Origin of the sequence: Eubacterium sp. AF36-5BH (assembly GCF_003460505.1) — a bacterium.
Taxonomy (GTDB): Bacteria; Bacillota; Clostridia; order Lachnospirales; family Lachnospiraceae; genus Eubacterium_G.
On sequence record NZ_QTVG01000003.1, the window covers coordinates 271,482 to 290,008 of the forward strand.

An 18,527-nucleotide genomic window follows, 5' to 3' on the forward strand; every position below is an offset into this window, starting at 1 on the left:
AATACATCCCTTTTGCTTGTTTTTTGCTAAAAGGGGTGTACTTTTGGAGAATCATCTTTATTTTTTCAATTTCATGCTTGGGAAAATACATCCCTTTTGCTTGTTTTTGCCTAAAAAGGGTGTACTTTTGAAAAAATATCTAAATAACAACTCCATTACAGTGGTCGATTTCATGTTGAATAATCTGTGCTGTAAAACCTGTATACTTGTCATGTTTTTTATTAAAGTTTGAATCTAAATAATCAACTTCAATTTCTTCATATCTTATACAAGGTCGTATACCCTCCAAAGAAAGACATCCTTCTTCCGTTTTGTACTCTACTGATTTCTTTGTAATTACAGGATTTATCATTGCAAATTGAAATGGTCCTGTTGCCACAACTATTATTGATTTATTAACTCCTATCATATTAGCTGCCATACCAACGCAGGTTTCTCTATTAGCCTTAAGTGTATCTAATAAATCTGTTACAACTTGTTTATCTGCCTCTGTGGCACTTTGTGCTTTTCTTGCAAAAATCTGTTTGCCTTTTATAATCTTTTTAACCATACAATATTACCTGTCCTTTATATATTATTTTCCATCCTTTGGTGCATTATATTTTCTATCTTTTACTGTATATCCTATTCTGCCCTTTGGTGCATAATATTTTCTATTATTTACTATATATCCTATTCTGCTCTTTGCTGCTTAGTATTTATTTACTTTGCTGTATACTATACTCTATTTTTTACATATTTCTTTTTATCCACGTCATAATCACATCCACCAGATAGTCCTGCTGTACCTGACTTAATTCTACTCCCGGTTTTATTTTATGCCACTTGCGAATGCACTCCCTGCAACATGTTGCCGTTGCATGCTGTGCAATAAATACCGGGTGCCCTTTCATTGGAGTTTGCTTTCCGTCATTTGGTATATGCGCCGGTGCTTCTCTTTTAGCAATAAAATCCTCAGCATGCTTCCTGATTGTTTCTAATCCTTTTTCGTTGATGTAGTCTATGTCCTTTTGTTTTAGGTAAAAACTACTGCGAAATTTTGATTTGCCTAGACGTTCAAATAACTGCTTATACCATTGTTCTTTTGTCATACTAAATTACCTTTTCTAATTTCTCATAAGTTAAATTACAAATCGTTCAATTATTGTAGCTTAAATACTTTGCATAATGTTATTGTAAATGTTGATAAACCACTATTTTACAGCAATAATTTTGCATTTTCATATACAAAAGCGGATACGGATTTCCCTCTTCATCTAAATCGGTTCTTTTTGCTCATTTTCTGCAATTATTAAATGTTCGACGCTGTTTAATGCCTGTGGCACATACTTTTTAATCTGCTCTACTTCTTTATCGGAAAGAAATAGATGTGTAGCCCTAACAGACTGTTCCCAAACTATTAATAGCTGGTCTGTTATCTTTTCTTTTCTGTTCTATTTTCCGTCTCATATATCTTCATTTACTTTCCTGCACAACGAAATTTATAACTGGTCTATGCTCTCCTTAAGTTCGATTATTTTTCGTTCTATCTCCTTAATAACTATTTCAAATTCCTCATCACTTTTTCCCGTTGGATCATCAAGCCCCCAATTATCATCAAAACTTCTTCCTATAAAAGGACAACCTACATTACATCCCATTGAAATAGCTATATCAGGTTTCGGAATCTCACTAATAAGTTTAGAATATTGATTTTTTTCCATATCGATTCCATGCATTTTTTTCATAATTCTCACTGCGTCCTGATTAATCTGTGGCTTTGTTTGAGTACCTGCAGAATAACTTTCAAAAACATCAGAAGCCAGGTATTTTCCCAGTGCCTCTGCGATTTGACTTCTACAGGAATTATGAACACATATAAATGCTACTTTCTTTTTTCTTCTTTCTTTATCCAAAATTGACTTTCTCCATATATTTTCAAATATTAATTACAAATCTCTTTCAATAAACTGTTCATTATCATATAATACTGTATTTCACTCACTCATGACTTGCTCTCCTAAAATCTTTCTAAACATTATAACTTTAATGGTAAAGAAAATCGAGACAATTAAAAATAGATAACCATGTTTCAGGTTATCTACTCTTTGAACCTTATCCCAATAAATCCAGTATCTTTGTTCCTATCTATTATCAACCTTTTCCGGATACATATCATGATTTGCCATTCTATTAAATGCAATTTCTTCCCATTTTGTTCCAGGCTTTCCATAATTACAGTAAGGGTCTATTGATATTCCACCTCTAGGAGTAAATTTCCCCCATACCTCAATGTATTTTGGATCCATAAGTTTTATCAAATCTTTCATAATTATATTCATACAATCTTCATGAAAATCACCATGATTTCGGAAACTAAATAAATATAGTTTTAATGATTTACTCTCCACCATTTTAATGTTGGGTACATATGATATTGTAACAGTGGCAAAATCCGGTTGACCTGTTATGGGACACAAACTTGTGAATTCAGGGCAATTAAATTTTACAAAATAATCATTTCCCTGATGTTTATTCTCAAAAGTCTCCAACATCTCCGGTGCATAATCACATGGATACTGTGTTTTCTGATTACCTAATAATGTTATATCTGCTGTTTCTTCTTTGCTTCTTCCTGTCATAATTCTTCTCCCTTTTATTCCATTGCCGGATCTTTAATTCCGTTTAACTCAAACGCTTTAGCTCTGTCTATACATGTTCCACATTTACCACAAGGTTTTTCTCCACCTTCATAGCAGCTCCATGTGTATTTATATGGTACATTTATCTCAAGCCCTTTTTTTACAATCTGATCTTTAGTTGCATTGATAAATGGTGCTACAACCTTAATCTGCTTTCCACTTCCAAGATATATTGCTTCATTTATTGCATTGTTAAAATCACTGCTACAGTCAGGATATGCACTTCCAGCTGCATCATCTGCATGCGCACCATAATATATTACACTACAGCCTTTTGAAATTGCTATACTTGCAGCACTTGATAAGAATAATCCATTTCTAAATGGAACATACGTTGACACAGGTGAACCATTTGTACTCTTAATCTGGTCATTATATGATTCTTTAGGTATTTCCTTATCAGAATGTGATAATAGTGAACAATCGCTATATTGAAATATTTTTGCAAGGTCAAGATAAATATGTTCTACATTATAATATTTTACAATTTTATCTGATGCTTCTATCTCTTTTGTATGTTTCTGACCATATGCTATTGATAATGCAATAACATTTTCTAAACCATATTTTTCTACTGCCATACCAAGGCATGTTGTACTATCTATTCCACCACTGAATAAAACCATTGCTTTCATTATTAAATCTCCCTCTTAATGTTTGTGTGTATGTTTTTGTGTTAGTTTTTTTAATTCCTCTCGCAGTCATGCAACTATGACATCCTTCAATAAGTACTGCTATATCTTCTGCTCCAGTAACCATCTGCATAATATCTGCAATATCGCTTCCTATTCTTTCCTGAAGCTGCAATCTTTTTGATACCATATCTGCTATTCTTGCTATCTTACTAAGACCTATCACTCTTCCCTTTGGAATATAAGCAACTGTTACCTTCATATCATACATAAGTGCAAGATGATGCTCACAATAACTGAAAAGTTCTATGTCTTTTACTACTACCATGTCAGAAGTTCCATTTTGACTTTTACATTCTACATTTTCGGACGCTTCTTCCAGTCTATCAAGTGCAAATGTTTTGTTAAACATATCTGCAATTTCTTCATTTGTATAATTCATTCCTTCAAAAACTTCTTCGTACATTTTTGCAACTCTTTTAGGTGTGTCTTTTAATCCCTCTCGTTCAGGATTATCACCCAGAGCTTTAAGAATACCAGCTATATGATATTCAATTGCTTTAGTATCTATTTTCTTATGTTTTTCCATATTAGACTCCTTTTTTATCTGGTGACCATATTATTTTATGTAACTGAATCTGCATATTAACATCATTCATTAAATTCTCTTTCATAAAATCAACTATTTCCTCAAGCTCTATCAACCCAAATACCGGACTTATATAAAGATTACATTTTCCATACAGATTATATTTTTCTATAATCTGTTTTGTCTTTATAAGATCCTCTCGGTTTCCTACTACAAATTTAACAGTATCATTTTTATTTAAAACTTCAAAATTTTTCAGATTCATGGACTGTTCCATTCCACTACAGGAAAGCTTATAGTCCATTGTAAAAGTTACATTTTCTTTGTTAAGCTTACGGATTTTGTCAAGATAAATGCTACCGTTAGTCTCTATTTCAACATTCAGATTGTTTTCTGCAAGAACTGTAATAACTTTTTCAATGTCATTTCTTAACAATGGTTCTCCACCTGTAAGAGTGACATTTTTAACTCCCGTTGATAAAACATAATCAAGTATTTCTTCTTCCGTCATTGTTTGAGAAAGTGCTTCTTGCTCATTAGCCCATTTGGTATCACAATATTTACAATTAAGATTACAACCTTTAAAACGTATAAAAACTGCAAGTTGTCCGGCTTTAGTTCCTTCACCATTGATACTTACAAATTTTTCAACTACTTCATATTTACTCATATATAACTCCTTTCAGATTAGAAAATTATTTATAATTATTCCATATAAGTTGCACTATTGACAGGAGTTTCATATACCGTTACAGCTTTCATATTGTATCCAAGTATTCTTATTTTCTCATAAAAATACTTTGCCATATTCTCTGCTGTCGGACGAAAATCAAGTTCAATAATCCTGAAATTCTCGCTTTTTAAAGCTTCCAAAGTAGTCTGCTTCAATGAATTCTTTTCTATAATTAAGGCATGATCCATTGAGTCTGCAAGGTTTCTTAAATCTTTTTTCAATTCTCCAAAATCTACGTACATCCCCTTATGTTGAATGTCGTCCTTTAGTTCCTCAGCTTGAACTTCAAGAACAATCTTCCATCTATGTCCATGAAGATTGCTACATTTTCCGTTGTATCCTGCAAGAAAATGCGCTGAGTCAAAACTAGCCTCCGTTTTTAAAATATACATAAAACTTTTCTCCATTTGCTTGTATTGTAATTGTATAATCAAGAATGTCGCTTGCGATATTCTACGCACCGAGCACGTGTTGCTTTAGCAACATTTTTCCTTTCGTGCAAGTGTGCATCCATAGTGGAACGTTTTTTATGTAATACGAAATTCTGAAGGAATTTCTTATTACATAAAAAGACACGGATACATCTGTACCCGTGTCTTAATAGATTACTTTTCTAAAAAATTCCAATTATGAATTATAAAATAATAGTCCTGGTTTTATTTAGAGACAGGATGGTACAAACGAACTGTCTTATTTATATACGGCTCAATAATAGCAAATGATTCATTGCTTGTCAATTATATACTCTTGGTTATCTTGCATCTACAAATTCCGATTTATTCTTTTATTATACACATCCTCTCCATTTAGATGTTCAATACTTTTTTTGTTTTTGATGCTGTAAACTGAATAACCGGTCCTGATATAATGATTGTAAAAATAGTACATAAACCAAACTTTCCACCAAGAGCAATGCCTATAACAACCATTGCAACATCAAGTATCATTCGCACAACTTTTACCTGCCAGCCATTCTTATCTGCCAGCGAAAATGTTAATGCCTCATACGAACCACGTCCTAAAGATGCTGCCGCATAAACTCCCGTTCCCACTGCAAAAAAGATTACTCCCATTACCATGATAAGTGCATTTATCCACAAATGCGTACTATATACATGCATATTTGCAAATAAATCCACGCAAAAGCTATATACAATCTGATATAAAACAGTACCAATATGTATCTGAAATCTGTCATAAAAAAATGCAAATGCAATCATAACTATCGCAACTATCATTGATGCCATCCCTATACTTACATGAAAAGTTTTAGAAATTCCCTGCCACAAAACTGCAAGAGTCGCACCACCAAACCCGGCATATAGGGCAAGGGTGATACCATATGCTGCCACTACTGAACCAACCATTATTATAATTATTTTCTTTGTCCATTCTAATCTGCTCATTGCTACAGTCCCTCTTTCTGATTTAATTCCTTCATTGCTACAACCACACTTTCTGTTTTATCAAGGCAATTCTTATATTTGCATTTTGCCACAAAAACAAAAAAGACTATAGACGCACTGTTGTGTTCAGAAACAGTAAAATCTATAGTCTTCATTTATGCCGAGACAAGCTCTAAATCAATTTAATTACGATAATAAACGTGTTATCTTTATTTGTCAAGATTGTGTATATTTACGCTATAAACTGGAAGTTAGCATAAAACTACAATAAATTTTGATTTTTAAAAGCAACTTTTCAGATCATAAAAATTCCATTAAAAGAATATTTCCACTATACAAGAATATCCCTGTAGTATTTTGGAGTTTCTTATATCCGAATAAACTATTACTATTTGGTTTTTTTTACTTTAAACTTAGACCAATCAGAATATATCTTCTTTCTATTGGAAACGATATATGTTCTAATTCTTACATAATACTTTTTCTTACGTTTAAGTTTTTTTATAGCAACAGTAGTAGTTGATACTTTTTTTATTGTCTTTGTTTTTGCGCCTTTAAAATTTTTCTTGAGCGAATATTGTAATTCATACCCTTTTATTCCCTTAACTTTTTTCCACGTCACTATTAAGCCGTGTTTTTTTTTCTTAATTTTCTTAATAGAAGATTTAGCAGGCTTATTATTCTTTTTCATCAATTTAGCAATATTTTCAGTTTTTATATTTCCACATATATCACATATATACGTTTTTAATCCGTTTTCTGCATATGTAGCTTGTTTTGAATTTGTAAGAACATATTGATGCGTATGATTTTTATATATATTATCAACAGAAATATATTTACTTGAAGTATTATATGTCTTCGTTGCTGTTTTCACACCTACATAATTAGATGTATATATATCGTCCATACCATTTTCATTTGTTACATCTACATTTGTATTATTAACAGATAAAGTCGTTTTCCCTTTTGTTTTCGCAGATACAGATATAAGATTATTTTCATTTTCTGACACTTTTTCATCTGTTGTTATAAAAGTTTTAAACTGGTACTCTGCATTATTACTATCAATAATAACACCTTCATTCAAATTCATTTTAACTAAAGATACATTAGAAGCTTCTATTGATTGATACTTGTCATCACCTTCAATACTTGCATTAAGTTCTCCTGTTATGTCACAAAATGTAAAGTACTCACTATTTTCAACCTCTAAATTAACCATTGCCTCAGAATTACTTTCCGAAATATTTTTATATTCATAATTCTCAGATAATATCTCTAAATTTCCCGAAAAAGAATTTCCATCCCATGTTAAATATTCATTTTCATTATTTCTAATTGTAAATGAATCATCTAAACCAACTGTAACAAAACTATGCCCTTTTCCCTTTTTTCCAGACGAAGAACCATTACCATTTAATTGTTTCATCAAATTCCAATCAATAATTTGCATTTGCATATAATTCTCATTTGTCAACCCTTCATCTTTCCAAGAAAAAGATTTATAATCGGATGAAATATCAAAATAACTATAATAACCTGGTTTATGATTATCATTATATGTATTTTCATCATACATTTTAATCCTATAGCCTTCATCTGTTTCTTCACAATTAATCATTAACACTGCATGTCCTGACTCTTTTGTTGCGAATGTGAATAATGATACTCCTTCTTCTTTTACTGTTTTTACAACAGCTTTCAAAAATTCACTCAAACTATCCGCTTCATCATTCTTCCCTCTCGTGGTAAAAGATTTACTGGCTGCATACGACCCTCCATATTCTAAAGATTGAGATAATTGAAAATACTGAATGGTATTCAATAACTTTTTATCTTTATAAGGATATGGTAACTTATAATAACAATTTGCTGAATTACTATTAATTTCCGATATATTTATCATATTTTTATATACCATCCCCATGGTTGTAGCAATTCCATAGCAGGAACCTCCCCACGAAGAATTCATGCTTTGTTTAATTCTATTTTTCTCTCCCTTTGTACTATATTTTATCAGTTTATTGAAATATGATTCATCTAACTTATAGTCTTTTACTCCCTTAAATCCAGCTGTTAAATATTTATTACTATTTGAAGAATGTGTAAAACTATTGGCATCATAATTAAGCATAAATTTATTTTCGTCTTTGTCATCTTTGTCGTTGTCTATCTGTGTGTCTTCTTTTCCCAAACTTTCCCACTTTAAGTTTTCATCTTCACCATTTTTTAAATAATAGTCATGTGCACTGGAACCATCATAGCCTTTTATTGTAAGGTATGGTTGTTCTACAGCCCCTTCCCAATGCCACCATCTCGTTTCTGCAATTGTGTCAAAAATTAAGCAATCAGGAACATATATTCCCGTAGGAATGACAAGCGTTTTTAATTGACGTATTGCATCATTAAACGAACAAAAAGCATAATATTCTATTTCATCTACATCAGACGGTATTGTATATTCAGTTCTCTTATTTGCTATTGGATACTGCAATAATTTTGTTTCGCCATAAACAATCTCAAATAATACTCCATCTTTTGAATAATAATATTTATTTCCCGCATCAACGATAATTTCATCAATCATTGGTGATTGTATTATAGGAACATTTCCCTCATAATTTGATGGAATATATAGCTTAGTTAACTTTTGACTATTATAAAAAGCACCATCGCTTATGCTGTTCACAAATAAAGGAACAGTGTAATCACCTTCTTTATCACTTGGATATAAATATAACCTATCATCATCTTGTATTAATATTCCATCCCTAACGCTATATTTATTGCACTTATCCCCTACGCTAAAATCATTCAATTTTGAACATGACTCAAATATTCCATCATCCAAATATATATTACTATTTATTACTAATGTACTTAGATTTTTGCAATTGCAAAATGCATGGTAGCCTATTTCCTCTAAATTCTCTGGTAATGTTATACTTGTTAAGTCTGTGCAACTGTAAAATGCCGTCCCTCCAATTACTTTCAATGTCCTTGGTAATTCCATTGAATCTAGTGCAGTACAATCCCAAAACGCTCCATATCCAATCTCTTCTAATTTATTTCCTAAATGTATTTTCTTTATACTCCCTTGTACAAATGCTTCCTCTCCTATTTTCACAATTGTATTTGGGCATTCCACATTTCTAACATAAGAATACGCAAATGCGTAATTATCTATATAAACTGTATCATCCGCCACCTTAAAATCACTCTTACCACATGGAGGAAATGCTATTAGATGTTTTCCATCTTTTGAATATATTACTCCATCTATAGATTTTAAATAATTGTTATTCACATCAATATCATAATATGATATATTAGTTACTCGTCCCAAATAATATGCGTCTACTTTCTCTAAAGTAGACGGAAAATAATTATAATATTTTCCAAGTTTACCGCATATATTTGAGTCAACTTCTTTTACGCCTTCTGGTATAATAAAATTTTGAGAATACTCACTAACATCTTTTAATACACCATTCTCAATTGTAAATAAATCTTGCAAACCTTCTTTAAACAAATTAATTGATACATTTCCAGCAAATCCCTCATCGTCATCAATCAACGAAAAAGTAAATGAATATCTTTTATAGTTAAATAATTCTAAATGATCATTTCGTGCAGTTGCCCAATCACCTGTTGTACTAGAAATAATTGTTCCCGTAGAAATATCCTTTACCGTCAATAAAACCCTATTCCAATAGGATCCTTTCGTATATATCTGATATATTCCATCACTCTTTGGTTCGTACATAAATGTCATACTGGTGTTATTCGATGATAAATCTATTTCCCAGCTTTCTTCATTTCCTGTATCACCTCTGACTATTCCTACATTTTGTAATGTTCCTAAAAATAAGGTAAAAATTAACAGATATGATATTATTTTTTTGTACATAACAATACTCCTTTCAGATAAACTTATATTCCTTGATTGCCCGATACAAAACATTGCAATATGCGTTTCATCCGACACAAATCAATCACTGAATACATAAGTTTTATAATAGTTTCGTCCAATTTATCTGACCTTATTTTATCATATCCACAATGTAAAACGCAACATTTACTCATCCAAAAATGTTGTGCCAATTCCGATTGAGATTTCACCTGTTTTAAGAAATTTAATAACTGTTATATTTTATTATTAAATTCTTCGCACCCCCTTGAAAACACTGGATTTGTCGCAGGTGAGCTTTCCCTTATTATTTCCCTTGTGTTATATCGTCCCATCAGTGTTTATGCACTCTGATAAGGGCAAATACAAGGGCAAGAAAAATCTATAAGACAGTATAACACAAAATAAAAGTGACATGGTGAACTGATTGAAATGCTTCTTAATTTTTGCTACTACTGATTGATTAAATGATAAGGAGATGGGATACGATGAGAACAATATTTGCAGAATACAATCCACAGTGCAACAGCATTGATGTATATACTAATACGGGCTATATACTCCGTATTGATTGTTGGGAAGCAGAAAAAAATTTAAGAACCACACCTGGATCTGATTGTGCTTTGACATCGCTTGCAATCGATGAGCCATTAGAATATGCAAGGTTATATCTTGATGGGAATTTACAGATGTGGGTAGATGCTGAAGATTCATTAGAGTTATGATTATTCCAATCAAAATCTACTAGAATTTATTAAAAATTAGCTTCATAATTTTAAAAGGACAGCCCTATTGCTATGAGGCTGTCCTTAAAAATACAATAGATAAACCTAGATTATTCTTGCTACTATCTGATTGTTAAATTTTCTGTATTCCATATTGCAAATCTCCCTTTTCGCAATATTTTATTAGTATAAATGCCAGAATCGCTGAAAAAACACGTGCCAATACCGTACTCCACCATATCATAATCTGTCCACCAAATAAAGGTGGTAAAACAAGCATAAATATCAGCATCAATACTGGTTCAATGAATGTAAGAATGTATGACAATCCACTTTTTTCAGTAGCATAAAATCCAGCTGTCGCTATTCTGGTAATCGCAACAAATGGTAATGACACTAAAAATATAGGTACAATTTTAGAAATCTCAATACTTACTTCATAAGAAGCTCCGAAAACCCCTCCAATATTTGCTCTGTTTACATACATGATAATTCCACCACAAACAGCAAGAATTATTGCAAAAATGTATGCCATTCTCTGAACTCCTCTCAGGCTTTCTTGATCCTTCTCACCATAAAAACGGCTCATTAAAGGTTGACTTCCATCACCTACGCCCTGCAATATGAGATATATGATACAGATAATATAGGATACACATGCATAAGTTGCAATAGCTTTTTCTCCCCCATAAGAAGCGGAGAATCGGTTTATAAACACCAATGAAATATTAGGAGTCAATGCTAGCCCAAATGGTGCAAGACCTACTCTGAATATAGCGCCACACATTTCTTTTACATTTTTTAAGGATACATACACATAAAACTTTTTATTATATAATGCGTATATGATTGCAATTGCTGCAGTCACACCCTGTCCGGCTATTGTAGCTGTGGCTGCACCTTTCATGCCCATTTCATATATCCATACAAAGATAAAATCCAGAACAATATTGGTTATGAATCCACCAACCATCGCAAACATTGACCAGAAAGAGTTTCCATAATTTCTAATGAATGGCATCATTCCAGTTCCAAGAATCTGCAATATTGCTCCAAGTGCTATAATTTTGATATAATCTGTCGCATTTGTTAATATAATTCCATCTGCTCCAAGCAATCCTAAAATTTTAGACGAAAAGGAGTAAATAATTATGGTACTGATAACACTTACTATTACAAGAAGCCACCAGCTTGTAGCAATAAATTCTTCTGCCCGTTTTCCTTTCTTTTCTGCTGCATTAATTGAGTAATAAACAGCTCCTCCCATACCAATTCCTGTTCCAAGAGCCTGAATCAAAGCCACAATCGGATATGCAATATTAATAGCCGAAAGTCCAGCATCTCCTATGGTATTGCCTACAAAATATCCATCCACTATCGCATATATTCCTGATAATGCAAATGCTATAATAGATGGAATAACATATTTAAAAAATAATGATTTATGATTCATTTTTCTTACAATCTCCTTCCTTGAAAAGTCTGATAAACAGCTCTGTATTATCATTAAGACTTTCTATATTCTCTAATCCCATTTTTTCGATTACATATATTTCTTTTGAGTGCAGTTTTTCTATGATATCTTTCGTATATTCCATTCCTGATTCTGTGAGGCATATCAGCTTATTTCTCTTGTCTGAATCATCAGATACCATATTGATGTATCCTTTTTTCTGAAAATCTTTTAGTATCGTATTTACCGTTTGCTTAGGTATATTCCATTTTTCACTTATCATTTTCTGCGTGCATCTTCCATTACTTTCATAAAATGAATACAAAGCAAAAACTCCATTTGAAGACAGTCCCTGATCCTTTGACCATTCCTCATACATTGCTGTACATTCTTTCCATAAAGCATAATATCGTTGCAACTGTATTATCATATTATTATCTTTTCTCATCTTTTTTCTCCTTAAATTAGTACGAATCCGGACTTTTATAGTATAGTCCGAGTTCGTACTAATTGTCAAGATTTATTTATATACTTTTTCTTTATATAAACAATCAATAGTCCCTTACTAAGGACAGGAAGATTATGAAATTTCCCTGTCCTCTTTTAATAATATCCTCGTTCTTCCATCCAGTCTTTCACATAACATCTGATTCCAATATAAATAATATGCGACAGTAATAGCAATACAATAAGATTTATCGGATTAGCGTTTTTAATCCATTCTCCAAAGTAAATTACAACAGCTGTACTCGTTATCGCTACCACGATACTGATGATATCCCAACAATATTTCCGGTAGATTTTTCCTACCTGATAACCAATCCCGATTATCAGCCACCCGGTTATTACGAATAAAATTGCCATGACAGTACCGGCAATCAGCCAGTACACAATCCCGGAAAGAATACTGTTAGGTATTCCACTGCTTAATTGTCCGAAAGAGTCTGCACCTGTCACAAACTCCCGAAATAAACTTCCCATTCCTTTTCCTAACGCACCGAAAAAGACGATACAGTCGTTAAGGAAAACCGGCGAAAGAATCGCAGTAAACAGTGTTGTTGTTATGCTGTACCATGCCAGTAGAAACAAGATACTTTCATAACCAATCGTCATATTTTTATATTTCTTTTCTAACTGGCTTTTACGGCTATCGCATTTTTCTTTTGCTTTCCGGTAAGCAGTACGGTCACATTTTTCACATTTCTCATAAGGCACTTTTTTCTCAACAGCTACCTCTACCGTCTTTTGGTGTGTCTGTGCATAAAGTTTTTCCTGCTCTGCTTTTTCATACTTAAATTTCCATGCCACGGCTTCTGCGTCGGCTCTTTTCCTGCTGTCTGTCTCGCTGGTCAATCGTTCCTCTGTTTGCCTTAATCTTGTCCGCAATGCTTCGATATTCTCGGCTCTGTTTTCGCTGTTCAATTTCTCGTTCAAGGTCAGCGATTCGCTTAGCTGCCTGTTTAGTTCCTGGATTGTCTGGTCTTTCTGATCCAGTTCGTCCTGCATCTGTTCGGTCATCAGCAGAAGTTCTTCCACCTGCCCGACGTTCTCTAAGTTTCTGCATTCGCTCATCGATCTCCCTCGCTTTCTCTATCTGCTGTTTAAGGTCAGCAATTCGCTGTTCTGTTTCTGCAATAAGCTGTTCTCGTTGTTCAGCTTCTGCGTTAATTCCTGCCATTGCTGATTCTCGTTTTCCAACTGTTCGATTCTGGTTTTCTGTTGCTCGATCTGTGAGAGCAGTTCTTCTGTATCTGGCAAAAGATTTAGCAGCCTGGATAATTCGCTGTTTAAGCTTTTTAAACTCTGGTTCTGCTCCTGAAAAGACAGGAGCTGCCTGTCCCGTTCCTGCAATTCCTGTACCATCTCTGCCATAAGATTCTGCTGTTCCTCGATCTGGTTTATCATTGTCTCCATCATGGGAATGACTTCCCGGCTTTCTTCTAATGTCACGCAATCGCTCCTTCCATTGTGTTAATGCACTGGATACTTTTCCAAAAGAAATCTGTATTTTATCCAGCAGTGCATTTTGTCTTTTTATGATCTGGTTTTCCTCTACTTTCCATGAAGTAGAGGATGTCTGTCCGTTTTGAAATTTCTCGTCAATTTTTCTGGCATCTGCGCCCTCATGGATCGTCGGTATCTCTAATTTTCCCTGCCTTGCATAAGAACGGTGGTCAATGTGATTTTCCGTTTTCAAATGTGCATTACAGACGTTTGCCCATTCGCTCCGCCATAGCTCACAATTTTTCGGATTGTTCCACCCGGTAGCATCGGTTAATACACGTTTCCACTGTTTGCGGTTCCTTGTCCCGACTTTCTGGACTCCATTTTCATCAAGTACGGGGATTCGGATTCCATGACGGTCAGGGTTCTTTTTATCCTGCCACCAGTCCGGATGGGATTCATCCACCACAATATTTCCATTTTCATCTCTGACAAACTCCCAATCCTTGATTTCTTTGTTCCCCCATGAGTGGTCTGGATTGAATGGTCGCATCGTCACAAGTAAATGCACATGGGGATTTCCATCTCCTTTATCGTGGATACTCCAGTCCGCACACATTCCCTTATCTACAAAGGTCTTTTGAATATATTCAGTTGTATAATCAATCTGTTCCTGTCGGCTCCATTCTTTCGGAAGCGAAAATTCAAATGACCTGCCGAGTTGTGCATCCGAGGTCTTCTCAATCTTCAAAACTTCATTCCATAAACGCTGTTTCTGAAAAGTAAGTTTAAATTTTCCCAGTGCAGCATCTTTGTTATCTGCTCTTTTATATCGGGCAGATTTCTGAAACCGTCTGATATTTTCAGCAGGTACGTTCAGCCATTCCTGTGGTGCATTTTCACACATCAACAGGCTGGTATAAACGACTTCTTTTTTGGCAGTGTAGTAGCTGATCCTGCCTGTTTCTTCATTTTTCATCACATCACCATTGAGATACGCAGATGCTGATATGATGGATTTCCCTTTGCTGCGTCCAACAATCTTTACTGTATAATGAAAAATCGCCATGCTCCGTTTCCCCCTTTCTGCCGTATCCGGCTTTGATTTCCGGCAGGTAACGTTTTCCCAAAAAGAAAATGGTATCTGCCGGAACGCCCTCTGCGTAAGAGTGCCCTGTGCATAACAGCCTGCATGGAATGCGCCCCTCTGGCGAAGAGTGCCTCCTGCGGCATGAGCAGGTCTGGCTGAAAGCCCCGCCGACGGAACGAGCCCGGCAAGCATAAGCGCAGACCGGTTGCCACCTGTGGCAAACTTATACGGACGACCTCTGGTTGTCCATAAGTGCGCCCTTCATGAAAAAGCAATGAAGGGAATGGAAAATCCACTCCCTCCGGCATTACACTTCCTCCGTATTCGCAACTGGCTCTTTCTGCATTGCCTTTGAGAAGAATTTCCCATTTGCTTCCTGCCTTTTTAAGAAGCCGATCAGCTTTGGGATATCATCTTCCTCAATCGCAGAACCCAGCACCGATTCCACCGCACCACCAATCTGGCAGAGCCTGTGTGTCCGCTTTTTAGTTTCCACATCTTTCTGACGTTTCTTCAGTTCCCGTTTCTGTGCTGCATACTGTTTTGCTTTCTCAAGGCTTTCCTGTTCTTTCTTTTCCAACTGGAGCATACGCTCCTCATAACTCTTTGTTGATCTTGCCATAAATATCATCGTCCTTTCTTTTTCTTCCAAACATAAGTTTCCTGTTGTCTGTCAGACGAAGTACATGGTATAATCTGTTTGCGTGTAGGTATATCATGACTCCGGTCTGATAGAACCTTTGGCGGTTTCTTCGGGAACCGCTTTTTTAAGTTGAACCGTTTCTTGTGACTGCTTTCACATTTCCCTTATCCCTCAAGTCTCTGCCCTCGTTGGCTTCCATAAAAAGTTCCAGCATATCCGTTTTGATCAGGACTTTTCTCCCAACCTTTAATACCGGAAGTTTCTTCCATTCCACCAGTTTTCTCAGGGTGTTCCTGCCGATTCCCGTATAATCAGCAGCTTCTTCAATAGATAAGGCAATCTTTCTTTGTGTCATATGACCACCTCCTTTTAAATTGCATTATGCAATTTCATTTGTGCTGTCAGTATAGCGTGTTTATATTGCTTTGTCAAGCATTATGAAATTTCATTCGTTTTCTATAAATTGCATATTGCAATATATTTTGTTGCGTGGTATAGTAATGACATACCGAAAAAGGAGGCACATCAGCATGAAAGATAAAGAACTACGCAAGCTGATCGGCAGCAGGGCAAAACAGCGCCGTCTCGAATTAAATCTGACACAGCCTTATGTCGCAGAGAAGATGGGAGTTACCGCTTCCACAATCCTGCGTTATGAGAATGGTTCGATTGACAATACCAAAAAGATGGTACTGGAAGGTCTTTCGGAAGCACTTCATGTATCGATTGAATGGCTCAAAGGGGAAACCGATGAATATGAAACTGATATTACGGATAAGAAGGAATTGCAGATTCGTGATGTGATGGGCGATATTCTCAAACAGTTACCTCTTGATCTTAATAAAACAGAAGACGCTTTTTCTAAAGACTTACTGCTGTTAATGTTAAAGCAATATGAACTGTTTCTGGATTCGTTTCAGTTCGCCTGTAAAAATTACAAAGGCAGTACCAAAGATGCGGACATTGCCAAAGTAATGGGATTCGAATCGAAAGATGAATATAATGAGATTATGTTTCTCAGAGAGATCACACATACTGTCAACGCATTTAACGATATGGCAGATGTGATAAGGCTCTATTCAAAGAAACCGGAAGCAGCCGAACAAAGACTTGCCAATCTTTTATCCGAAGTTATGTATGAGGATTCTGAATCGGTATAGTAAGACAACCGGAGTTGTGATATACTTACACGCAAGAAGCATTTCAACAGTTCCGATTGTCTGATATCGAAAGGAGAAATACAATTATGGCAAAAGGATCTGTTAGAAAAAAAGGAAAAAAATGGTACTATCGCTTCTATGTAGAAGATGCAAGCGGTAAAATGGTTCAGAAAGAATATGCTGGAACCGAAAGTAAAAGTGAGACGGAAAAACTTCTCCGCAAAGCACTGGAAGATTACGAAAATAAGAAGTTTGTCGCAAAGGCAGACAGCCTTACGGTAGGAGAGCTTCTGGATATGTGGGCGGAAGAAGAACTGAAAACCGGGACACTCAGCAACGGCACAGTGGAAAATTATCTTGGTGCAATCCGCTGTATCAAAAAACACCCGATTGCAGACCGCAAACTGAAAACAGTTACTGCCGAACATTTACAGGCATTTCTTGATCTGCTTACATTCGGTGGTGAGTTTCCAGACGGGAAAGTAAGAAAGGGATACAGCAAAGATTATATCCATTCTTTTTCCGCAGTGTTACAGCAGTCATTCCGTTTTGCAGTATTTCCAAAACAACTAATCAGTTTCAATCCGATGCAATATATCAAACTGAAACGACAGGCAGAGGAAGTTGACCTCTTTTCCGATGATGAAGTGGAAGAAGGCACACAACCGATTTCGCATGATGATTACGAGCAACTTATCAAGTATCTGGAAAAGAAAAACCCACCTGCCATTCTACCGATTCAGATTGCGTATTATGCCGGGCTCCGTATCGGAGAAACCTGTGGTCTTACATGGCAGGACATTAACCTTGAGGAACAATGCCTGACCATAAAACGCAGTATCCGCTACGACGGCATGAAACACAAAAACATTATTGGACCAACGAAGCGGAAAAAAGTTAGGATTGTTGATTTTGGCGATACCCTGACTGAAATACTGAAAGCTGCCAGAAAGGAACAACTCAAAAACCGGATGCAGTATGGCGAATTATATCACCGCAATTACTACAAAGAAGTTCATGTGAAAAACAGAGTCTATTATGAATACTATCACCTTGACGGAACGCAGGAAGTCCCGGCAGATTACAAAGAAATCTCCTTTGTCTGCTTAAGACCGGATGGCTCTTTGGAACTGCCGAGTACACTCAGCATTGTATGCAGATCAGTGTCAAAGAAACTGGAAGGATTTGAAGATTTCCATTTCCACCAGTTACGTCACACCTACACCAGCAATCTGCTTTCCAATGGGGCTGCACCGAAAGATGTACAGGAACTGTTAGGACACTCTGATGTCAGTACCACAATGAATATTTACGCTCACTCAACAAGAAAAGCAAAACGGGATTCCGCAAGACTTCTTGATAAAGTAGTGAGCAATGCTTAACTAAAAATTTCCCTTATTTCCCTTGCGGATTCCGCATAAGGGCAAAGATAAGGGAAAATACATATCATTTCACTATCTAAGAGGCTGTAAGCCTTGAAAAATAAGGAAAGTTCAGGAAATCTCTCCACAAATTCCGATTTGTTAAATTCAATGCATATACTATACCTTATATCGAC

The 18,527-nt window shown here is 35.2% G+C and carries 21 protein-coding genes; 3 read left to right on the forward strand and 18 right to left on the reverse strand.

Annotated features, from left to right (window positions below; genetic code table 11):
* Positions 1-139 precede the first annotated feature (139 nt).
* The 11 genes from DW006_RS04175 to DW006_RS04230 all read right to left on the reverse strand — a co-directional run bounded on the left by DW006_RS04175 (position 140) and on the right by DW006_RS04230 (position 9,954).
* Entirely contained in the window at positions 140-550 is a 411-nt protein-coding gene (locus DW006_RS04175; RefSeq protein ID WP_117999175.1) for a peptide deformylase, read from the reverse strand.
* A 181-nt stretch (positions 551-731) separates the two neighbouring features.
* Positions 732-1,091: a DUF4186 domain-containing protein gene (locus DW006_RS04185; RefSeq protein WP_117999177.1), complete on the reverse strand. Its 360-nt coding sequence runs from the start codon at positions 1,089-1,091 to the stop codon at positions 732-734.
* A 390-nt stretch (positions 1,092-1,481) separates the two neighbouring features.
* Positions 1,482-1,895: an arsenate reductase ArsC gene (locus tag DW006_RS04195; RefSeq protein ID WP_117999178.1), complete on the reverse strand. Its 414-nt coding sequence runs from the start codon at positions 1,893-1,895 to the stop codon at positions 1,482-1,484.
* Between the two features lie 228 nt (positions 1,896-2,123).
* Positions 2,124-2,621, reverse strand: a complete 498-nt coding sequence (queF, locus tag DW006_RS04200) for a preQ(1) synthase (RefSeq protein WP_055214233.1) — start codon at positions 2,619-2,621, stop codon at positions 2,124-2,126.
* A gap of 14 nt (positions 2,622-2,635) precedes the next feature.
* Positions 2,636-3,316: a 7-cyano-7-deazaguanine synthase QueC gene (gene queC, locus DW006_RS04205; protein WP_117999179.1), complete on the reverse strand. Its 681-nt coding sequence runs from the start codon at positions 3,314-3,316 to the stop codon at positions 2,636-2,638.
* Positions 3,279-3,902 carry a GTP cyclohydrolase I gene (gene folE, locus DW006_RS04210; protein WP_117999180.1) on the reverse strand — a complete coding sequence of 208 codons (624 nt, stop codon included), beginning with the start codon at positions 3,900-3,902 and terminating at the stop codon, positions 3,279-3,281. Before folE ends, queC begins: the two co-directional genes overlap by 38 nt.
* Position 3,903: 1 nt before the next feature.
* Positions 3,904-4,572, reverse strand: coding sequence for a putative 7-carboxy-7-deazaguanine synthase QueE (gene queE / locus DW006_RS04215; RefSeq protein WP_117999181.1), 669 nt, complete (start codon positions 4,570-4,572; stop codon positions 3,904-3,906).
* A gap of 35 nt (positions 4,573-4,607) precedes the next feature.
* Complete coding sequence (gene queD / locus DW006_RS04220) at positions 4,608-5,027, reverse strand: 6-carboxytetrahydropterin synthase QueD (protein ID WP_117999182.1); 420 nt, start codon at positions 5,025-5,027, stop codon at positions 4,608-4,610.
* A gap of 414 nt (positions 5,028-5,441) precedes the next feature.
* Positions 5,442-6,041 (reverse strand): YitT family protein, encoded by a 600-nt coding sequence (locus DW006_RS04225; RefSeq protein ID WP_117999183.1) that lies wholly within the window; start codon positions 6,039-6,041, stop codon positions 5,442-5,444.
* Between the two features lie 2 nt (positions 6,042-6,043).
* Complete coding sequence (locus tag DW006_RS12030) at positions 6,044-6,196, reverse strand: hypothetical protein (protein WP_158561064.1); 153 nt, start codon at positions 6,194-6,196, stop codon at positions 6,044-6,046.
* Positions 6,197-6,429: 233 nt separating this feature from the next.
* A complete protein-coding gene (locus DW006_RS04230) occupies positions 6,430-9,954 on the reverse strand; it encodes a leucine-rich repeat domain-containing protein (protein WP_158561065.1) in 3,525 nt (1,174 codons plus the stop codon).
* A gap of 488 nt (positions 9,955-10,442) precedes the next feature.
* Between DW006_RS04230 and DW006_RS04235 the strand changes: the two genes are divergently transcribed.
* Positions 10,443-10,679 (forward strand): DUF6061 family protein, encoded by a 237-nt coding sequence (locus DW006_RS04235; RefSeq protein ID WP_002578301.1) that lies wholly within the window; start codon positions 10,443-10,445, stop codon positions 10,677-10,679.
* Between the two features lie 133 nt (positions 10,680-10,812).
* Here the strand turns inward: DW006_RS04235 and DW006_RS04240 are convergent, their stop codons facing one another.
* From DW006_RS04240 to DW006_RS04270, 7 genes are all read right to left on the reverse strand, one after another.
* Complete coding sequence (locus tag DW006_RS04240; RefSeq protein WP_109214827.1) at positions 10,813-12,132, reverse strand: MATE family efflux transporter; 1,320 nt, start codon at positions 12,130-12,132, stop codon at positions 10,813-10,815.
* Positions 12,122-12,580: a MarR family transcriptional regulator gene (locus DW006_RS04245; RefSeq protein WP_108817235.1), complete on the reverse strand. Its 459-nt coding sequence runs from the start codon at positions 12,578-12,580 to the stop codon at positions 12,122-12,124. The genes DW006_RS04240 and DW006_RS04245 overlap by 11 nt, the downstream gene beginning before the upstream one ends.
* A 155-nt stretch (positions 12,581-12,735) precedes the next feature.
* Entirely contained in the window at positions 12,736-13,485 is a 750-nt protein-coding gene (locus DW006_RS04250) for a DUF6040 family protein (protein WP_009243742.1), read from the reverse strand.
* Positions 13,424-15,145 carry a MobA/MobL family protein gene (locus tag DW006_RS04255; RefSeq protein ID WP_009243741.1) on the reverse strand — a complete coding sequence of 574 codons (1,722 nt, stop codon included), beginning with the start codon at positions 15,143-15,145 and terminating at the stop codon, positions 13,424-13,426. Before DW006_RS04255 ends, DW006_RS04250 begins: the two co-directional genes overlap by 62 nt.
* Positions 15,121-15,474, reverse strand: coding sequence for a hypothetical protein (locus DW006_RS12415; RefSeq protein WP_009243740.1), 354 nt, complete (start codon positions 15,472-15,474; stop codon positions 15,121-15,123). The genes DW006_RS04255 and DW006_RS12415 overlap by 25 nt, the downstream gene beginning before the upstream one ends.
* Positions 15,474-15,788, reverse strand: a complete 315-nt coding sequence (locus DW006_RS04265; protein ID WP_002578306.1) for a DUF3847 domain-containing protein — start codon at positions 15,786-15,788, stop codon at positions 15,474-15,476. Before DW006_RS04265 ends, DW006_RS12415 begins: the two co-directional genes overlap by 1 nt.
* Before the next feature lie 145 nt (positions 15,789-15,933).
* Positions 15,934-16,164 (reverse strand): helix-turn-helix domain-containing protein, encoded by a 231-nt coding sequence (locus DW006_RS04270; RefSeq protein WP_002578307.1) that lies wholly within the window; start codon positions 16,162-16,164, stop codon positions 15,934-15,936.
* Between the two features lie 175 nt (positions 16,165-16,339).
* Between DW006_RS04270 and DW006_RS04275 the strand changes: the two genes are divergently transcribed.
* On the forward strand, positions 16,340-16,969 hold the full coding sequence (locus DW006_RS04275; RefSeq protein WP_117347817.1) for a helix-turn-helix transcriptional regulator: 630 nt from the start codon (positions 16,340-16,342) through the stop codon (positions 16,967-16,969).
* 86 nt (positions 16,970-17,055) lie between these two features.
* On the forward strand, positions 17,056-18,351 hold the full coding sequence (locus tag DW006_RS04280; RefSeq protein WP_117347818.1) for a tyrosine-type recombinase/integrase: 1,296 nt from the start codon (positions 17,056-17,058) through the stop codon (positions 18,349-18,351).
* Positions 18,352-18,527 lie beyond the last annotated feature (176 nt).